The organism is Acinetobacter sp. CIP A162, from assembly GCF_000367905.1.
In the GTDB taxonomy this organism is placed as follows: domain Bacteria; phylum Pseudomonadota; class Gammaproteobacteria; order Pseudomonadales; family Moraxellaceae; genus Acinetobacter; species Acinetobacter lwoffii.
The window spans coordinates 32729-50015 of record NZ_KB849161.1; the positions used below are offsets into that span (position 1 = coordinate 32729).

The 17287-nt window shown below is 37.7% G+C and carries 11 protein-coding genes; 7 read left to right on the forward strand and 4 right to left on the reverse strand.

Features of this window, described 5'->3' with window-relative positions; all coding sequences use genetic code 11:
- The 7 genes from glmS (at position 1) to F995_RS15075 (ending at position 11634) form a co-directional block, all read left to right on the forward strand.
- Positions 1-1839 carry a glutamine--fructose-6-phosphate transaminase (isomerizing) gene (gene glmS / locus F995_RS15045; protein ID WP_004647621.1) on the forward strand — a complete coding sequence of 613 codons (1839 nt, stop codon included), beginning with the start codon at positions 1-3 and terminating at the stop codon, positions 1837-1839.
- Between the two features lie 153 nt (positions 1840-1992).
- The gene (locus tag F995_RS15050) at positions 1993-2796 is read left to right on the forward strand and encodes a heteromeric transposase endonuclease subunit TnsA (protein WP_004647622.1); all 804 of its coding nucleotides are present in this window, start codon (positions 1993-1995) and stop codon (positions 2794-2796) included.
- Positions 2780-4942, forward strand: coding sequence for a DDE-type integrase/transposase/recombinase (locus tag F995_RS15055; protein ID WP_004647623.1), 2163 nt, complete (start codon positions 2780-2782; stop codon positions 4940-4942). Before F995_RS15050 ends, F995_RS15055 begins: the two co-directional genes overlap by 17 nt.
- A 33-nt stretch (positions 4943-4975) precedes the next feature.
- On the forward strand, positions 4976-6658 hold the full coding sequence (locus F995_RS15060; protein ID WP_004647624.1) for an AAA family ATPase: 1683 nt from the start codon (positions 4976-4978) through the stop codon (positions 6656-6658).
- 2 nt (positions 6659-6660) lie between these two features.
- A complete protein-coding gene (locus F995_RS15065) occupies positions 6661-8193 on the forward strand; it encodes a TnsD family Tn7-like transposition protein (protein WP_004647625.1) in 1533 nt (510 codons plus the stop codon).
- A gap of 110 nt (positions 8194-8303) precedes the next feature.
- On the forward strand, positions 8304-9902 hold the full coding sequence (locus tag F995_RS15070) for a Tn7-like element transposition protein TnsE (RefSeq protein ID WP_004647626.1): 1599 nt from the start codon (positions 8304-8306) through the stop codon (positions 9900-9902).
- A 361-nt stretch (positions 9903-10263) separates the two neighbouring features.
- Entirely contained in the window at positions 10264-11634 is a 1371-nt protein-coding gene (locus tag F995_RS15075) for a phosphohexomutase domain-containing protein (RefSeq protein ID WP_004647627.1), read from the forward strand.
- 79 nt (positions 11635-11713) lie between these two features.
- Here F995_RS15075 and F995_RS15080 read toward each other — a convergent pair whose 3' ends face one another.
- The 4 genes from F995_RS15080 to F995_RS15095 form a co-directional block, all read right to left on the reverse strand.
- The gene (locus F995_RS15080) at positions 11714-13159 is read right to left on the reverse strand and encodes a capsule assembly Wzi family protein (RefSeq protein WP_004647628.1); all 1446 of its coding nucleotides are present in this window, start codon (positions 13157-13159) and stop codon (positions 11714-11716) included.
- Positions 13160-13341: 182 nt separating this feature from the next.
- Positions 13342-14364, reverse strand: a complete 1023-nt coding sequence (gene galE / locus F995_RS15085; RefSeq protein WP_004647630.1) for a UDP-glucose 4-epimerase GalE — start codon at positions 14362-14364, stop codon at positions 13342-13344.
- Complete coding sequence (gene pgi / locus F995_RS15090; RefSeq protein WP_004647631.1) at positions 14357-16030, reverse strand: glucose-6-phosphate isomerase; 1674 nt, start codon at positions 16028-16030, stop codon at positions 14357-14359. Before pgi ends, galE begins: the two co-directional genes overlap by 8 nt.
- Positions 16030-17283 (reverse strand): nucleotide sugar dehydrogenase, encoded by a 1254-nt coding sequence (locus tag F995_RS15095; protein WP_004647632.1) that lies wholly within the window; start codon positions 17281-17283, stop codon positions 16030-16032. The genes pgi and F995_RS15095 overlap by 1 nt, the downstream gene beginning before the upstream one ends.
- Positions 17284-17287 lie beyond the last annotated feature (4 nt).

A 17287-nucleotide genomic window follows, 5' to 3' on the forward strand; every position in this document is an offset into this window, starting at 1 on the left:
ATGTGTGGTATCGTTGGTGGCATTGCAGAACGTAGCATTACCAATATTTTGATTGAAGGTTTAAAACGCCTGGAATACCGTGGTTATGATTCAGCAGGTTTGGCACTCATTAACAACAGCCAAGTCCTACGTGAACGCCGTGTCGGTAAGGTTGCGAACCTTGAACAGGCTGTGAATGAATCACAGATTAGTGGTTCACTTGGCATTGCGCATACACGCTGGGCGACCCATGGCAAACCGACTGAAGAAAATGCCCATCCGCATATTTCTGAAAATGTGGCAGTGGTGCATAACGGAATTATCGAAAACTATCAGGAACTCAAAGATGATCTTGAAGCTTTGGGCTATGTGTTTACCTCACAGACTGATACTGAAGTGGTTGCCCATCTGATCAATGATGCACTGAAATCTACCCCGAGCCTGTTAGAAGCTGTACGCCAAGTGGTTCCGCAATTGAAAGGTGCCTATGCCCTGGGCATCGTACATACTGACCACCCGGATGAACTGATTACCGTGCGTGAAGGTTCTCCACTGGTGATTGGTGTCGGGATTGGTGAAAACTTCATTAGTTCAGATCAATTAGCCTTACTTCCAATTACTAACCGTTTTATCTACCTGGAAGAAGGTGATATTGCCCGTTTGACCCGCACCACCATTGAGGTCTTTGTCGATGGTCAACTGGTAGATCGTCCGGTCAAGGAACTGGATGCTGCGGTCAGCAATGCGTCTAAAGGTGAATACAAGCACTATATGCTCAAAGAAATTTATGAGCAGCCTGAAGCGATTAAACAGACCATTTCCCAAGCCTTAAATGGCAATGACCTGCGCGAAGACTTCCTTGCCAGTGCGGAACAAGACTTTTCAAAAATCCAGCAAATCCAGATTATTGCCTGTGGTACCAGCTATCATGCCGGCATGATTGCCAAATACTGGTTTGAACAGCTGATTGATCTACCTTGCCAGGTCGAGATTGCTAGCGAATTCCGTTATCGCACGCCGGTGATTGTGAATCACACGCTATATGTGTGTATTTCCCAATCTGGTGAAACTGCTGATACTTTAGCTGCATTACGTGATACGCAAAAACGTGCAACTGCCAAAGGCCTGGACATTACCACGATGACCATCTGTAACGTGGCGACCTCTTCGATGGTGCGTGAAACCCAGCATAGTCTGTTGACACTAGCAGGCCCTGAAATTGGTGTGGCTTCAACCAAAGCTTTTACTACCCAGCTTGCTGCATTGATGCTGTTGGTACTCAAAATCGGTTCTGTAAAAAATACGATTTCTACAGAACAAATGACGGAGATCACCACAGAACTTTGGCATACGCCTAAAGTGATTCTGGATACCTTGCGTCATGACGATGAAATTTTACGTCTCTCTGAACTGTTTGTTGAGAAGCAGCATTGCCTGTTTTTGGGCCGTGGTACCCATTTCCCGATCGCTCTGGAAGGTGCCCTCAAACTGAAAGAAATTTCATATATTCATGCTGAAGGTTATGCTGCAGGTGAGCTGAAACACGGGCCATTAGCACTGGTCGACAATGACATGCCGGTGGTGATTCTGGCGCCACAGGATGACATGCTGGACAAGCTTAAATCCAATATGGAAGAAGTTCAGGCACGTGGTGGCGAGCTATTTGTGTTTGCTGATGAGCACAGCGGTATTAAAGCCAAAGAGCGCAAGCACGTGGTACATATTCCATCAGTAAATGCAGTACTGGCACCGATTGTGTATAGCATCCCGGTGCAGTTACTCTCTTATCATGTGGCAGTGCTACGTGGTACGGATGTGGATCAGCCACGCAACCTGGCAAAATCGGTTACTGTAGAATAATTAAAATTGAATCGAGGCTGGGAATGTATTTAGGTAATAAAGTATCACCCTAGGTAATATAGTTTCATCTTTAGTAATAAAGTATCATCTCATATTGATTAAAGATTGATCGCCTGCTATTCTGAATAAATAAAGAATAGCGGGCGATTTGTTATGGTTACAGAACATCAGCAGAAACGCTGGATCAAAGAAGGACGTGGTCAAGGCTATCTAAAAGATTATAAGCCATGGATTACTGTACGAGATGTTAGCTCAAAAGGTCGTTCTCACCGAGTTTTTGGCCATACAACGAAACGCACCCATCATTTATTATCCGATTTAGAACTTGCAATTTTTCTACTTTTAGACTGGAATCCGTTAATTACTGATATCAGAGAGCAGTTCCCCTTGCCTCTCAACACTACGCTCGAAATTTCAGAAGGAGCCCAAATATCTCACCCCAAAATTAAAGATACTCTACAAACTATAAGTTCAAGTTTTTATGTAAATAGTCAAAGTACTAACCAACCAAATTTTGTCATCCGAACTAAATACACAAATAGCTTAAAGGATGAGAGAATCATTGAAAAACTAGAGCTTGAGCGTAGATATTGGAAAAGTACAGATACACCTTGGTATATCCTTACAGAAAAAGAAATTCCTTCCGTTATTTTGAATAACATCAAATGGCTTTATCCAGCCATGAGAGAATCTAGTACTGAATTTTACAATCGTTTAAACGATTATATTCATATATTTACACAGTATCCTGAGCTCGACTTAATTACTTTAAGTAAAAAAATAGATCAAGTGTATAATTTAACGATTGGTACGTCTTTAGCTGAGCTCCGAGAACTGCTTGCTCAACGCTATTTTATTTTCGATATAACTAAAGACTATAAAAAGATTAAAGCCTCTGAGATCAAGTTAGGTAATTTTGAAATATGGAAGGAGATTCGCCATGTTTCGAATCAATAGTGTATATAAGTTTCAAGGTAAAGATTACCGAATTCTTAAAATTATTCCTTCTCATATTATCTGGATTGATTTAAATCATCCCAATGCCAATCCCTCTATAATTAAAAAAGAAGAACTGATTACAGCCATAGAAGTAGGCGAAGCAGAAATAACCGATGATCCTTTTGCCGATATCTCCTTGATTAATGTGACAGAAGACTCTGTACAGCAAAAAAAACGTGATATGGGAATGAACATTATAGATTTACTCATATCTAATGAGCATTTCTATGATCCATCTATTCGTTTTAGCCTTGTTAAAATAATTACTGAGCAGCATAAAACAACTCATCAAACCATTTATAGATTAGCACGTCGATACTGGCAACGAGGTCAAACACCAAATGCACTTATTCCCAGTTATAACAATTCTGGTGCTAAAGGTGTTAAACGTATTGCAAAAAATAAAAAACTAGGTAGGCCAAGAAAATATAGTGAAGGTGTTGGTGCATTAGTTGATCAGAATGTCGAGCGACTTTTCAGAATTAATATTAATAAATATATGTTAACGAAGGATAAATATTCTTTGAGTTATGCCTATCGTAAATTTTCTACGATGTATCATTCATTATTTCCAGATACTGCTGATAGCGAAATTCCGACCATCTGGCAATTTAAATATTTTTATGAGCGTGAGTTTCCAAAAGTAACTCAACTTACTGCTCGAACCAATCCAATTATCTATGCAAAAGACATCCGAGAGCTCCATTCAACTGTCAACACCCAAGTCCTAGGGCCAGGTTCTCGCTATGAAATTGATGCAACAATTGCTGATATTTATCTTGTATCAGATTCAGATCGTGCCTGTATTGTCGGAAGACCCACTATTTATTTAGTTGCTGACGTATTTAGTAGAATGGTGGTTGGTTTCTATATTGGATTTGAAAATGCCTCCTATGTAACTGCAATGCAAGCTCTACAAGTCGCCATGACAGATAAAGTTGAGTTATGCAAACAATATGGTTATGAAATTACATATGATGACTGGCCATGTATTGGATTACCCGATGCTATTTTAGCAGATCGAGGAGAATTATTAGGGCATCAGATTGAAGCTTTAGAATATAACTTTTCTATTCGTATCGAAAATACTGCACCTTATCGTGGAGATTTAAAACCAATTGTTGAACGTTATTTCAGAACTATTCAGACAAAATTTAAGCCTTTTGCTTCTGGTGTAGTACAACAGGTTAAAGAAAAAAAACGTGGGGGCTCTGACTACCGGTTAGATGCAACACTTACTATAACTGAATTTAAGCAGATCATTATTGGTTCAATACTTGCACATAATACATCACATCAATTGACAACTTATGATCGTGATATAGATATGCCTAGCGATTTGCCTTTAGTTCCTATTCATTTATGGAATTGGGGAATACAACATCGTGTGGGTCAGTTAAAACAAGTTTCTGAAAAAGCATTACGTGTTGCTTTATTACCTAAAATTAAAGCGACCTTGTCTGACCTTGGCCTAAAAATGTTTGGAGTATTTTATAATTGCCCTGAAATATATAAACAAGGCTGGATGCATCGTAAAAAATCTATTTCTCGTCCAGAATCATTTCAAGTGGCTTATGATCCAAGTAATGCAGAAATAATTTATGTGTTTTATCAGGAGCATAGTTTAGATTATTGGGAAGCTACAATTTCTCCAAGATCTAGAGAATTCATGGGCTGTAGTTTTTGGGAAGTTTGGCAGGTTCAACACGAACAAAAGAAAACAAAAGCCGCTCAAAATCTAAAAACCAATAGGTCTCAAGCAAACCTTGAAGAACATATTGAATCAATTATTGCTCGGGCAGATGCAAAAAAACCTTCTTCAACACTTAGTAAAAAAGAACGTTTAACTGATCTTCGTAAAAATAAACAAGCTGAAAAAGATAGTGAACGATTGAAACAGAGAAACAACAGCCAAAAATCGTCAAAATCTGTCTTTACGGTTCTAGACCACTCTGAACAGTCTTCAGAAAATCAAAGTAATATTATTCCTATGCCTAAGTCTAGACAATTTATAGATTTAGAAAATGATGAAGATTACAAACTACGTTTTGGCATTTATCAAGAGTTACTAGATGACCTTGGAGATTCTGGCGATGAAAATTGATATTCACTAAATTCAAATAAGCAGGATACAATTATGACTAATAAAAACGACCATGCAGTGTATACAGCAAGTCCTGTTTCCGACTATCAGGGAAATCCTTTTATCGAAGCCTTACCCGAAATTTTTGAGGCAAAAGATACTATCCAAGCCATTAGAGGTACTATCGAATTTAAATTATCTGATCGACAACTCCCCAACAATACTCGTGCTCATATTATATCCCAGTTATTAAATAATTTTTTTCACCCTATTAAACGGCATTTAACATTAGAACAAAAAATTTCTATTATGTTAAGAAAGGGGTATGTAGGACGTAATATTACTACAGGTGATTTAAGTCGGCATTTACAAAATAGTTTTGAACATATTAAAAGCAATGATTTTAATGCTTCCCGCCATACAAATTTAATATCAACAGCACAGAGTCTAGTGTTTATTGGCTTCTCTGGTAGTGGCAAAACAACCACATTAAATCGCATTCTTAGAAATTATCCACAAAAAATTTATCATCCTGAACATAATTTCACTCAACTGGTCTATCTAAAAATAGACTGCCCATATAACGGCTCACTTAAATCTCTATATTTAAGTTTCTTTAGTGCTGTTGACCGTGCTTTAGGAACTAGTTATGAACAACAATACACTCAAAAAAGACATAATGAACAAAAGCTCTTGCAACTTATGGGACACATTGCCCATCTTCATGCAATCGGTCTTTTGGTGATTGATGAAATTCAACACCTCATGGCAAACAGATCTAAAAATTCTGATGAAATGTTGAATTTCTTTGTGACTTTAGTGAATGTTTATAGCTTGCCAATCATTATGGTAGGAACACCTAAAGCAAGTAACATATTTGAACGTGATCTGCGCTCATCACGTCGAGCTGTAGGTTTTGGTTCAATTCACTGGGAACCTATAAAAAATGAGCCTGCAATAAAAACCCCAGATGGGAAAGTTCGAAAATCTGAGTGGATGACATTTACAGATGCTCTTTGGAAATATCAGTGGTTAAGAAAAGCTGATCTCGCACTCTCAGAGGAGTTACGACAATGCTGGTTTGATCTAACCCAAGGTATTTTAGACGTAACAGTTAAGCTTTTTGTCCTTGCACAAATACGAGCAATTGAATCTGGTTTAGAACGAATCACTGTAAAATTGCTCCAAAATACATATCAAGAAGACTTTAAACCAATTCATCATATTATAGATGCCTTACGTTCAGGTGATGCTCGACGAATTGCACAATATCCTGATTTGATCACACCTGAAATTGACAGACAATTGTTAAAACTTTTTTCCAAAATCGAAGAAAGTGCAATTGAGCAAGAAGATGAGCTTGATGAATATCAAGGACATGATGAATCTATGCGTTTACATGCTCTGTTACTTGAGCTTGGTTATGACTCCAAGATTTTGATACCGATGGTTAAAAAAGTATTTATTAAACATCCTGACAAGCATTTGACCGAACTACTATCAATTATTTTGGACTGGTTAAAACAGAATGAAGATTCAACAAAGAGCCCTCCACTCTCCAAACCTAAAATATCCAAACCTAAACTACTTAAATATGATCAATGGCATACATTGGATTCAGTTGACTTACGTTTTCAATTTTCACAAAAAAAGAGTGGTCAAAGCTTTTATGATCATCTAAAAACTGAAACAGATTTGATCTTTGATATACCTGATTGGATCAAACAAGTGAGTTAGTTATGCTAAATTTCCCTATGCCTTATGAACATGAGCTAATTTATAGTACGGTGGCTCGTGCTGGAATCCGCTTGGCATTTGAAAGTCCCAAGCAATTACTTGATGCTGTATTTGAAAATAGACAGGTTATTGCGACGGTTGATTTACCCTGCCATCTTAATGCGATCGTTAATCAGTATTCTGAACAACAATTGACTCTACAAAATATAATATACAAACATACATTATTTCCTATATATGCACCTTTTGTGCCTGAAGCAAGAAGAAAACAATGTATCAAATGGATGGGTAATATTTCACAAGGTTCGGTACATCTTTCTTTGGGAATTAATGCTTCACGAGTCCCTATTATTCATAGACTACGTTACTGTCCACAATGTCTGAAAGAGCAAGCGCTTCAAAAAGGAGAATTTTACTGGTTGAGTTTATGGCAAATTCAGGGAGCTTGCTGTCCGCAACACGGTAATCTTGTAGAATCAAGACTAGATTTAAGATCATTACATCGACATGACTTTATAGCACCTTCAGATGTTTTTTGTACTGAGTGGAATCAGGTACCAGCAACAAGTGATGAACTTTTCATTAGTTCTAAAATAATAGAATTGTTATCTACACCGCCTTTTGTATCACCGAGTTATGAACAGTGGACGATGTTTTATAATGAACTAGCCAGACGGAATAACTGTATCCGTGGGGAAAACCAAATTGCTTTCGATCAAATTTTAGAAAAAATATCATTAAGGTGGCCAGAAAAATTTCTTCAGCAATATCATTTAGATGACTTAGCTTCTGAAACCAGTTGGCTACGTCATATTTTTAGAAAGCATCGCAAAAGCTTTAGTTATCTGGAGCATATTATTACAATCGAAGCTTTTTTAAATACTGACTGGTCTTTTACAGATATCTTCACTCAAGTTAAGTCCTTCCAGAAAGCAACTACTCAACAGAATAATCAAATAAAATTCCAGGATACTAATTTTGAAATAACTAGAGCTGAGAATCGTGAAAAATGGGTAGGTTTAGTACAAGAACATGGGGTTAAACCGGCTCGTCACCTGCAGGCAGCTCTTTATGCATGGTTATATCGAAACGATAAAGACTGGCTATTGCAGACAAACCAAAATTTCCATCAGAAATTTATTCCTCAAGAGGCTAAAATTGATTGGCAAAAACGCGATCTTTTTTATGTAAAGCAACTTATCCAACTTAATAATACTTTAATCTGGGATTTAGATAGCCCGAGACGCTCTATGAAATGGTGGTTTAAACAGACGTCTACTTCAAATACATTAGAGAAAAATTTACATAAATTACCTCTGATTCAACTTTTTCTAGAACGGTATAGTGAAAATATTAGCTGTTATCAAATCAGACGCCTAACAAAAGTGTTTATCGATATTAAAATCAATAAACAATCAATTCCTCAGTGGCGCATTCTACGAAAAGCTGGATTAAGTGAAGAACGAATGACATCTGAAACGAAAAGATTTCTAGAATATATCACTCTTGAATTCTCTCAAATTATTCAAAATTAATTTGATTAAATCGTTACCTTACTGAAATTAAACTTTGAAATTTCAATAAAATAAGCTTTAATATATGCAGTATTTTTCAATCAACTAAAGATTCAAATGGTAAAGAATAGATGACAAAAATTAAAAATTTTCCTGAAAATGCTAGAATTACTTTTTTAGGTTCTATTTTTAAAGAAAGAAAAAATCCTGAATGCTATATAAATATTGGATTAGAAAATTATAAATATTCAATAGAAAATCAGAGATATATACTGAAATATGCTCGTTTTTCTAATATGCCATTATTAGCGCGCAACCGACGTTTCAATCAGACTGAAACCTTTACTCCTTTTAATGAATCTACTATCACCATTCAAATTGATAACTTTCAAAAATGGAATATTTTAATTAATGAGTCAGGACAATATAATTTCAGCAATATTGTTAGCGATATTAATGAAAAATATAAAGATATTGAAATTATTTTACCCCAGATAGAACTCGCTAGAGTATTATTCTTGCATAATGCCTATCTATCTCGTAGTGCACTGGATCAAACACGTCTTTCTGGTGAATTTGATATCATAAAGGGAGAGAATCAAACTGTGGTCAATATTCCTACATTCTGTAACTTCCCACCATCCCAATATGATAATGTCGGAATGCGCCGCTTGCTCGCATGGATATTACTCGATACAGAAGCACGAACATCTTTCGAAAGCATCTCCAAAAAATTTTTAAGTGAGAAGTTTCAGACCAAAGTCCGAGAATACTGGAACTTTAATTTTGTCCCACCCTCATTAAAAGGTGCTGAAATCACATTAAAAGTATATTTTAGTCCGAAGAAAAACAAATATTATGTAAATGAAATTCTAGCAATATCAAACTTACCCAGTGAAATTAATCATACTGTCATTTTCTGCAGTCCTAAATTTACGGTAAAAAATACTCAGGAAAGCTCTCAGGGCTCTTCCAGAGGTAGTAAGCATCTCCAAGATGAAGATCCTATAATTGATGATAAAAAAGAAGCAAATAGTGATAAAAAAATAGCAATTATTGATTCACCTAAAATCACACTAGCACTCTCATCTCCTTTTGAAACGAAAAAAGCAGTAATTAAACGTTCTGGTAAAAAGGGCAGCTTTAATAACGATGATATAACTACCTTACCTGAACCTGACGTCGGTACAGGGGAATCCACTATTTTTGGAGAAATTGGCCGGGGGGAATTTGAAAATTGTCAAGATGAGAGTGATGACCTTAAACTATTTATGAAAAGATTTGAATCATTTCAAGCTATGATTGAGGAATTCAGATCACAGAATAATATTCTATCAAAATTTAGATTTACCATTTCTAAGCTTCCCGCTGTCAATCGATCCAAGCTACATAAGACCGATGATGGCAACTTTCGAAGTATTGCGGAAGTACAGCTAGAATTTCAAGGTAAAAAATTTTCCATTCTAGAAATTGATACTAGCGACAATTACAAACCACTTTCAACATTAATTGTTAAAGTCGAAGATTTTGAAGCCTGGGATCAAAATTTTCCAATTTTTAAACAACAGATTATTAGACGTTCTTTGCGTTGGCCCACGGCAAAATCCTTAAAAGATATTGGCATTCCCAAAGGCATTAACCATCCAAAAAACAAATTTGAGATAAGTGAGTCTGATAAAGAGTTTGCAGATTGGTTAAAGCGGTTTACAGAAGCCTTAAAATCTGCTTAATAGTTTTCTCTATGCTCTATGGCATAAATATTTGGATCTTTGAATTTAACTCACCCACCTTTAAGATGATACTTTATTACTAGACATCCTATAAAATTAAGAATATATGATTATGTACGATGATACTTTATTTTTAATAAGTTATGATCATAAGTTATTAAAATCAAGCACTTAATAAAACTTAGGATGAAGCTTTATTACTAGCTTACAAGACGATGTAAATTATTACGCTGACTGGGCTCAACGGATCTTAGTAAAGATAAAATCGATATAAAATTAAACGGCAACTTGGATAATAGGACCTATTTTCCTTCTATAATCATACTTTCCTTACTTCGCAGGAATTATTTCGAGAATTTAGATGACACAACTTACTTGTTTTAAAGCATATGACATCCGCGGCAAACTCGGTACAGAACTCAATGAAGAAATTGCTTATAAAATCGGTCGTGCTTATGGGCAAATTTATCAACCAAAGAAGATTGTGGTGGGCAGCGACATCCGTCTCAGCAGTGAAGATTTAAAACAAGCCACTATCAAAGGTCTCAATGATGCGGGTGTTGATGTATTAGATTTAGGTATAACGGGGACTGAAGAAGTCTATTTCGGTGCCTTTCATCTAGATGTTCAAGGTGGGATCGAAATCACGGCAAGCCACAACCCGATAGACTATAACGGCATGAAATTGGTCCGCGAAAATGCACGTCCGATTGGAGCGGATTCAGGTTTAAAAGAAATTCGTTTATTGGCTGAATCAGGCAACTTTAATGAAGTTATCGCTAAAGGCAAAACTGAAAAATACAATATTCTGCCTGAATATATTGATCATTTAATGTCGTATATTGATCCTGCAAAAATTCGCCCACTCAAATTAGTCATGAATGCGGGCAATGGCGCTGCTGGTCATGTGGTTGATGCCATTGAAGCAAAGTTCAAACAACTTAACCTTCCAGTAGAATTGATTAAAATTCACAATGAAGCGGATGGTAACTTCCCAAATGGTATTCCGAATCCAATTCTGGTTGAGAACCGTAATAGCACCCGTGAGGCGGTCATTCAGCATGGTGCGGATATGGGTATCGCTTGGGATGGTGACTTTGACCGCTGCTTCTTATTTGATGAAAAAGGCCAATTTATTGAAGGTTATTACATCGTCGGTCTATTGGCGCAAGCATTCTTACTGAAACAATCTGGTGAGAAAATTGTGCATGACCCTCGTCTTGTTTGGAACACCTTTGATGTCATTGAACAGTACCAAGGTGAAGCTATTCAATCAAAATCAGGACATTCATACATCAAAGAAAAAATGCGTGAGCATAATGCTGTCTATGGTGGCGAGATGAGTGCGCATCATTATTTCCGTGATTTTGCTTACTGTGATAGCGGTATGATTCCATGGTTATTGGCAATTTCCGTGCTCTCAGAAACCCAGCAAACCCTGTCTTCACTGGTTGAAGGCATGATTGAAAAGTTCCCTTGCTCGGGTGAGATCAATTTTAAAGTTGCAGATACTCAAGCCACCATTCAAAAGATTTTTGCTCACTTTTCCGATCAAAATCCTGCGATTGATGAAAAAGATGGTATCAGCCTAAATTTTGGTGCATGGCGCTTCAATGTTCGAGCATCGAATACAGAGCCATTATTGCGCTTAAATATTGAGAGTCGAAAAGATCAAAATCCAAAAACAATGCAAGACTATGTGGATGAATTGACTCGACTGATTCAAGGTTAAATAATATTCATCCTAAAATAAAAAGCCATTCAATTGATTGAATGGCTTTTTAACAGATTTTTAAGACAGCTTTCTCAATTTAGTAAAATAATGAACGATCTAAAGGTATATCAATACCTAAAGACACTCCACTATCACCACCATGTACATCAGAATCACTGACCCATCCACTCAATTTAAGGGGTATATTTGGGCGGATATAATGTGTCCATGTTAAATCTAAAGCTTTCACTTCATCTTTTTGTGGAAATGCACGATTAATTTCTAGCGCAGCTTGATTTACTTTTGCCCATAAGACTCGACCATTTAGACGATTCATAGCATCAATGCGAATATCTCCGCCCATACTGTACATTTGACCATCTCCCCCCATAGCATGCGCTAAAGGAAAACCATGTTGGTAATAACCATCGGTATAAATATAGTGGCTATAAGAAATACCCCGAACTTCTCGATTGGTACGTGTATCCGCCCATTCAGTATAAAGCTGGAACGGCATATTTTTCACTTGTGAGGAATAGTCTAGCCCTGCCAAATACATTTTTTTCGCAGGCAATAGACCAGCCTCATCTTCCCCAACAAATTCTCCATAAATACTGACTGGGGTATCTAACCACTGGTGTAAATTTAAACGTGCATCCAGACCTGCGATTTGATTAGACTTATCTAGAGCACCATCATCAAAGTTGTCATTACCTTTAATCGCATTCCATAATGAATCAAAACTTTCTGACCGCCCTTCACCTCCCCATTGAAGAATTCGAGAAGCACCTAGCTCCAAGTACGGCAATGGCTGTGCAGTTAAACGAAATCCTAATAGTTTGGCATCTGGAATTGCATGGTAATCATCCAATTGTCCCGCAAAAGCTTGGTATTGCCAAGGCCCGATCCAAGACAGCCACTTTGTTTCAAATGCTTGTTGTTCAGCACGCTGCATGGTCAATCCATAGACTGGACGGCTTGCATCACCACGAATTAAGCTACCCTCATGTCCAGGACCCCAATAGGTAGGGATTTGACCAGCAATCAACCATTGATTCCACAAGTTTCCCGCAAGATATGAGCCTTCTACATTTACATCTTGCCCATGATCAATAATTGGATCTTTTTCAGCATTGACTCGCAGTCTTGCATCCCACTGCTTTCCACCTGCATTTATTTCAAACGTCGCTTGATATTGCGATTTTTGCTCATCAGCAAACTTTTGAGGTAGATTTTGAGGATCAGATTCAGCATATAAACTGACTTTGGCCGTTGTATTTTCCGCACTTAAAGCAGCTTGCACGGAGTCCAAAACTTGCTGCTGAACTTGATTATCAATCTTGGCATTAGACAAAGCACGTTGTATTTCATCGCCACTCAAAGGCCATGTTGAAGTACTAATTTGAATCACGCCTTGTTGGTTTAACCAATTTAAATCCGTGCGTAAATCTTCATTATTTAAGACAATCCCTTGAGCTGCTACAGGCAGTGCTAAAGCAGATAAAATGGCAAATGACAAAACCCTAATACTTTGATATTTCATAACTATTCTTCAATTTAGCTTGTTTTAACAACATCATAGCGAGTTTTATCTACAATTGCAGAATATGCATATGCTGGTTTGCATAATCACTACATTATTCACTCATCGTTTTAAACAGCGCTATCTTTATACTTCTCCAAATCAATGTCACATCCCAACCTAACTTATTGTTAAGTCAAGTGTTAATCTTTAGTAAAACCATTCGGATTTTGCTTTTGCCAGTTCCAGCTATCTTTCAACATATCTTCTAAACCATATTGAGGCTGCCAATCTAACTCTGCGACAGCACGGGCATTATCAGCAAATGAGGTTGCAACATCACCTTCTCGACGAGGTACATATTCAAAAGGTATATCAATACCATTTACCCTCTCAAAAGTATCTCGAATTTGTTTTACTGAAATCCCATTGCCTGTACCAATATTCCAAGCGCGGCATCCTTGCGTTTTTAAACGATGATTCAATGCGCATAAATGTGCATTCGCCAAATCGACCACATGAATATAATCACGAACACCTGTACCATCTACCGTCTCATAATCATTGCCAAAAATTGACAACTTATCACGACGGCCGACTGCCACCTGTGTGACATAAGGCATCAAATTATTGGGTATCCCTTGTGGGTCTTCACCAATTTGACCACTTTGATGTGCCCCTACAGGGTTAAAATAACGCAGCAAAGCGATTGACCAACGCTCATCTGCTAATGCCAATTTCTCAAGTAATTGCTCGACAATCAGTTTGGTATAGCCATAGTTATTACTTGGCATACCTGTAGGCATGGTTTCATTCAAGGGTGAAATATTGGCTTCATCATAGACTGTTGCAGATGAACTAAAGACCAACTTAAAGACTTGAGCACGCTCCATCGCTTTAACTAAGCTAATAGAACCCGAGATATTATTTTCAAAATATTTTAGTGGCTCTTTTTGGCTTTCACCCACAGCTTTTAAACCTGCAAAGTGAATCACTGCATCAATAGAATGATGCTGAAAAATTTGATCTAAAATTTGCTGATCGAGAATATCACCTTCAACAAAATCTAATGTTTTAGCTACCAACGCTTGAACACGTGCTAAAGATTCGACAGAACTGTTGGACAAATTATCCAGTACAACAACCTCATGCCCTGCGCTCAAAAGTTGAATACAAGTATGTGAACCAATATAACCAGCACCACCTGTTACTAAAATTTTAGCCATTTGTTTTTCCTAATAATATGTGTAGTAAGCCTTGCGTTGAACCATCTAAATCCGAAATATCCTTTCGATCACCATTTAATATTGGAAGTAGCTGATTGGCAATTTCTTTGCCTTTTTCTACCCCCCATTGATCAAACGGGTTAATATTCCAAAGCACCGACTGTACAAAAACTTTATGTTCATACATTGCGATCAACATGCCCAAACTATATGGATTTAGCTCTTGCAATAAAATGGTTGTATTTGGTTGATTACCTTCATATTGTTTATATTCCGGCAAATCTTGTACTTCATGTTGATTTAAAGCTTGATTACCAAATGCAAGTAAGCGCGATTGAGCCAAACAATTAGATAAGGCCAAATGATGCTGTTCCACCAGCGCCTCTGCATTATCGACATAGGTAAATTGTTGGGCCTGATAGCGCTGCACCGGCGCAATGAAATCACAACTCACTGCTTGGCTGCCTTGATGCAGCAATTGGTAAAAGGCATGCTGTGCATTCGGACCGACTTCCCCCCATATAATCGGGCAAGTATCCCAGTCCACTTTTTTACCATTACGCTGAATCGATTTACCATTCGACTCCATTTCCAACTGCTGCAAATAAGAGGCAAAATATTTCAAACGCCCATCATAGGGCAGTACTGCATGAGTTTGAATATCAAGGAAATTATTATTCCACGCACCCAATAAGCCCATTAATACAGGAATATTTTGTTCGAAAGGTGCCGTCTGAAAATGCAGGTCTACCGCATATGCACCAGCTAACAGTTGTTTAAAGCCATCAACTCCAATTGTCAGTGCAATCGGTAAACCGATACATGACCAAAGTGAATAGCGACCGCCGACCCAATCCCAGAGCAAAAATTGGTTTTCAGCTGCAATGCCCCATTCGGTCATTTTATCTGCTTTAGTAGATACGCCAATAAAATGATGCTTTAAAATTTGTGATTCTTGTCCAAGTGCTTTTTCAAGCCATAAACGCACTGTTTGCGCATTAGATAAGGTATCAATGGTCCCGAACGATTTTGAAGAAATAATAAACAGCGTGGTTTCGGGACGAAGTTGATGCAATAAATCTGAAAGCTGGCTACCATCAATGGTCGAAACAAAATGTACATTGAGTGGCTTATATGTGGATTTTTTGAAATCAGATAAGGCATGACTCACCATCAGTGGTCCTAAATCTGACCCTCCAACACCAATATTCACCACATCTTGAATGACTTCACCAGTTGCGCCGCGGCACTGACCCGCATGAATTTTTTCTACCAAAGCATACATACGCTCAAGTTGTGTATGGACTTGAGCAGCTATTTTAGAATGCTGCGAATCCTGTTTTGGCAACCGCAGCGCCCAATGCATGGCTGCACGCTGTTCGGTATAGTTAATTTCTTCAGTAGAAAATAAACGCTTTATCCACGACGTTAAATCTTGTGTCTGTGCCCACTGGACTAGGTTTTTGACAACGGGCTGATTGACTCTATGTTTACTAAAATCAAAAACCACCGGCTCTAAATTCACAGAGAATTTTTCGAATCGCTGAGGGTCCTCAGCAAAGAGTTCTGTTAAATGCTTATTTTCAAATTCAGCTTTTAAACCATGAAGTCCGCCTACAACTGAATCTACATGTTCGACCGTATAGGGTTGAGTTTTAATAGCCATTAGCGTCCTACCCCCATATATGCGAAACCTTGAGACTTCACATACGCTGGATCATAAATATTGCGCCCATCCAAAATAAGTGGGTGCTGCATGGTTTTAAGCAATTCGGTATAACTAGGACTCCAATATTGTTTCCATGCAGTCAATAAACACAAAGCATGCGCATCTTGCACTGCCTCATATTGCTCTGTGCAATATATAAGATCAGGTCGCTCACTATATATTTTTTTAATTTCATCCAAGGCTTGAGGATCGTGTAATTTAACTTTTACACCTTGGGCCCATAGTGCTGCCAACATGGCATGTATAGGAGATTGTCGCGTACTGGACGTTTTTTCTTTAAACGCAGCGCCCCATATCGCAACAGTTTTCCCTTTTAAATCACCATGATAATAATTCCATAATTTACGGAATAAAACTTCTTTTTGCTGCTCATTAATTTCCCAAACTTGTGCAAGGAGTTGGCTATTTGCACCCACACCTAACACCGTATGCGTTAGAGTCTGAATATCATGTGAAAAGTTTTCTCCACCAAAACCTGCCCCCGGATAGAGATAAGATCCTCCAATACGGTTATCTGCAGCCATTCCCTGACGAACTGACTCAATATCAATGCCTAATTTTTCAGCAACCATTGCCAAGTCATTGATATAACTAATTCGTGTCGCCAACATGCCGGAGATACTCAACTTGCTAAATTCGGCATCTAAAATGGGCATAAAAAGATACTGCTGCTGACGTGGAAATAAAGGGCGTAAGAGTTCCTTAATTTTAATTTGAGCAGCATCTGATGCGGACCCAACAATCAACTGCTTGGCTTGGGCAAAACTTTGTAAAGCGTTTCCTTCCTGAATCATGTCAGGTAAATAAACCCACTCATCTTCCTGCAAAATTTTTACAAATTTTTCTGTCCCATGCATTCCTAAAGTAGACGCATTGATCATCAGTTTAGGGTGAATAATGGGACGAGACTTTAATTGTTTTAATATCTCAATCGCTTGAGTTTCTTCAGCTGGGTTAAAACTGAAGAAATAGGCATCTGCATCTAATGGAATATCATTAAAATCGCAGTATTTTAAAAAACTACTTTGTTGTTTGTTGAGTAGATTTTTTACAGCTTCATCTTGGATATACATTTGTTCGCTTTCATACGTTTTCAGTGGTTCATACCAAAAAACGTGATGACCGCATTCTGCTAGCAAAGCAGCAAATACACCTGTAAAGAGTGTTTGTCCAAATACTGCAACCTTCATATCA

Excerpts from the sequence above, each read along its gene's own strand:
- galE (WP_004647630.1), bottom strand. The coding sequence starts at position 14,364 with ATGGCTAAAATTTTAGTAACAGGTGGTGCTGGTTATATTGGTTCACAT.
- F995_RS15055 (WP_004647623.1), top strand. The coding sequence starts at position 2,780 with ATGTTTCGAATCAATAGTGTATATAAGTTTCAAGGTAAAGATTACCGA.
- glmS (WP_004647621.1), top strand. The coding sequence starts at position 1 with ATGTGTGGTATCGTTGGTGGCATTGCAGAACGTAGCATTACCAATATT.
- F995_RS15065 (WP_004647625.1), top strand. The coding sequence starts at position 6,661 with ATGCTAAATTTCCCTATGCCTTATGAACATGAGCTAATTTATAGTACG.
- F995_RS15070 (WP_004647626.1), top strand. The coding sequence starts at position 8,304 with ATGACAAAAATTAAAAATTTTCCTGAAAATGCTAGAATTACTTTTTTA.
- F995_RS15095 (WP_004647632.1), bottom strand. The coding sequence starts at position 17,283 with ATGAAGGTTGCAGTATTTGGACAAACACTCTTTACAGGTGTATTTGCT.
- F995_RS15050 (WP_004647622.1), top strand. The coding sequence starts at position 1,993 with ATGGTTACAGAACATCAGCAGAAACGCTGGATCAAAGAAGGACGTGGT.
- F995_RS15080 (WP_004647628.1), bottom strand. The coding sequence starts at position 13,159 with ATGAAATATCAAAGTATTAGGGTTTTGTCATTTGCCATTTTATCTGCT.
- pgi (WP_004647631.1), bottom strand. The coding sequence starts at position 16,030 with ATGGCTATTAAAACTCAACCCTATACGGTCGAACATGTAGATTCAGTT.
- F995_RS15075 (WP_004647627.1), top strand. The coding sequence starts at position 10,264 with ATGACACAACTTACTTGTTTTAAAGCATATGACATCCGCGGCAAACTC.
- F995_RS15060 (WP_004647624.1), top strand. The coding sequence starts at position 4,976 with ATGACTAATAAAAACGACCATGCAGTGTATACAGCAAGTCCTGTTTCC.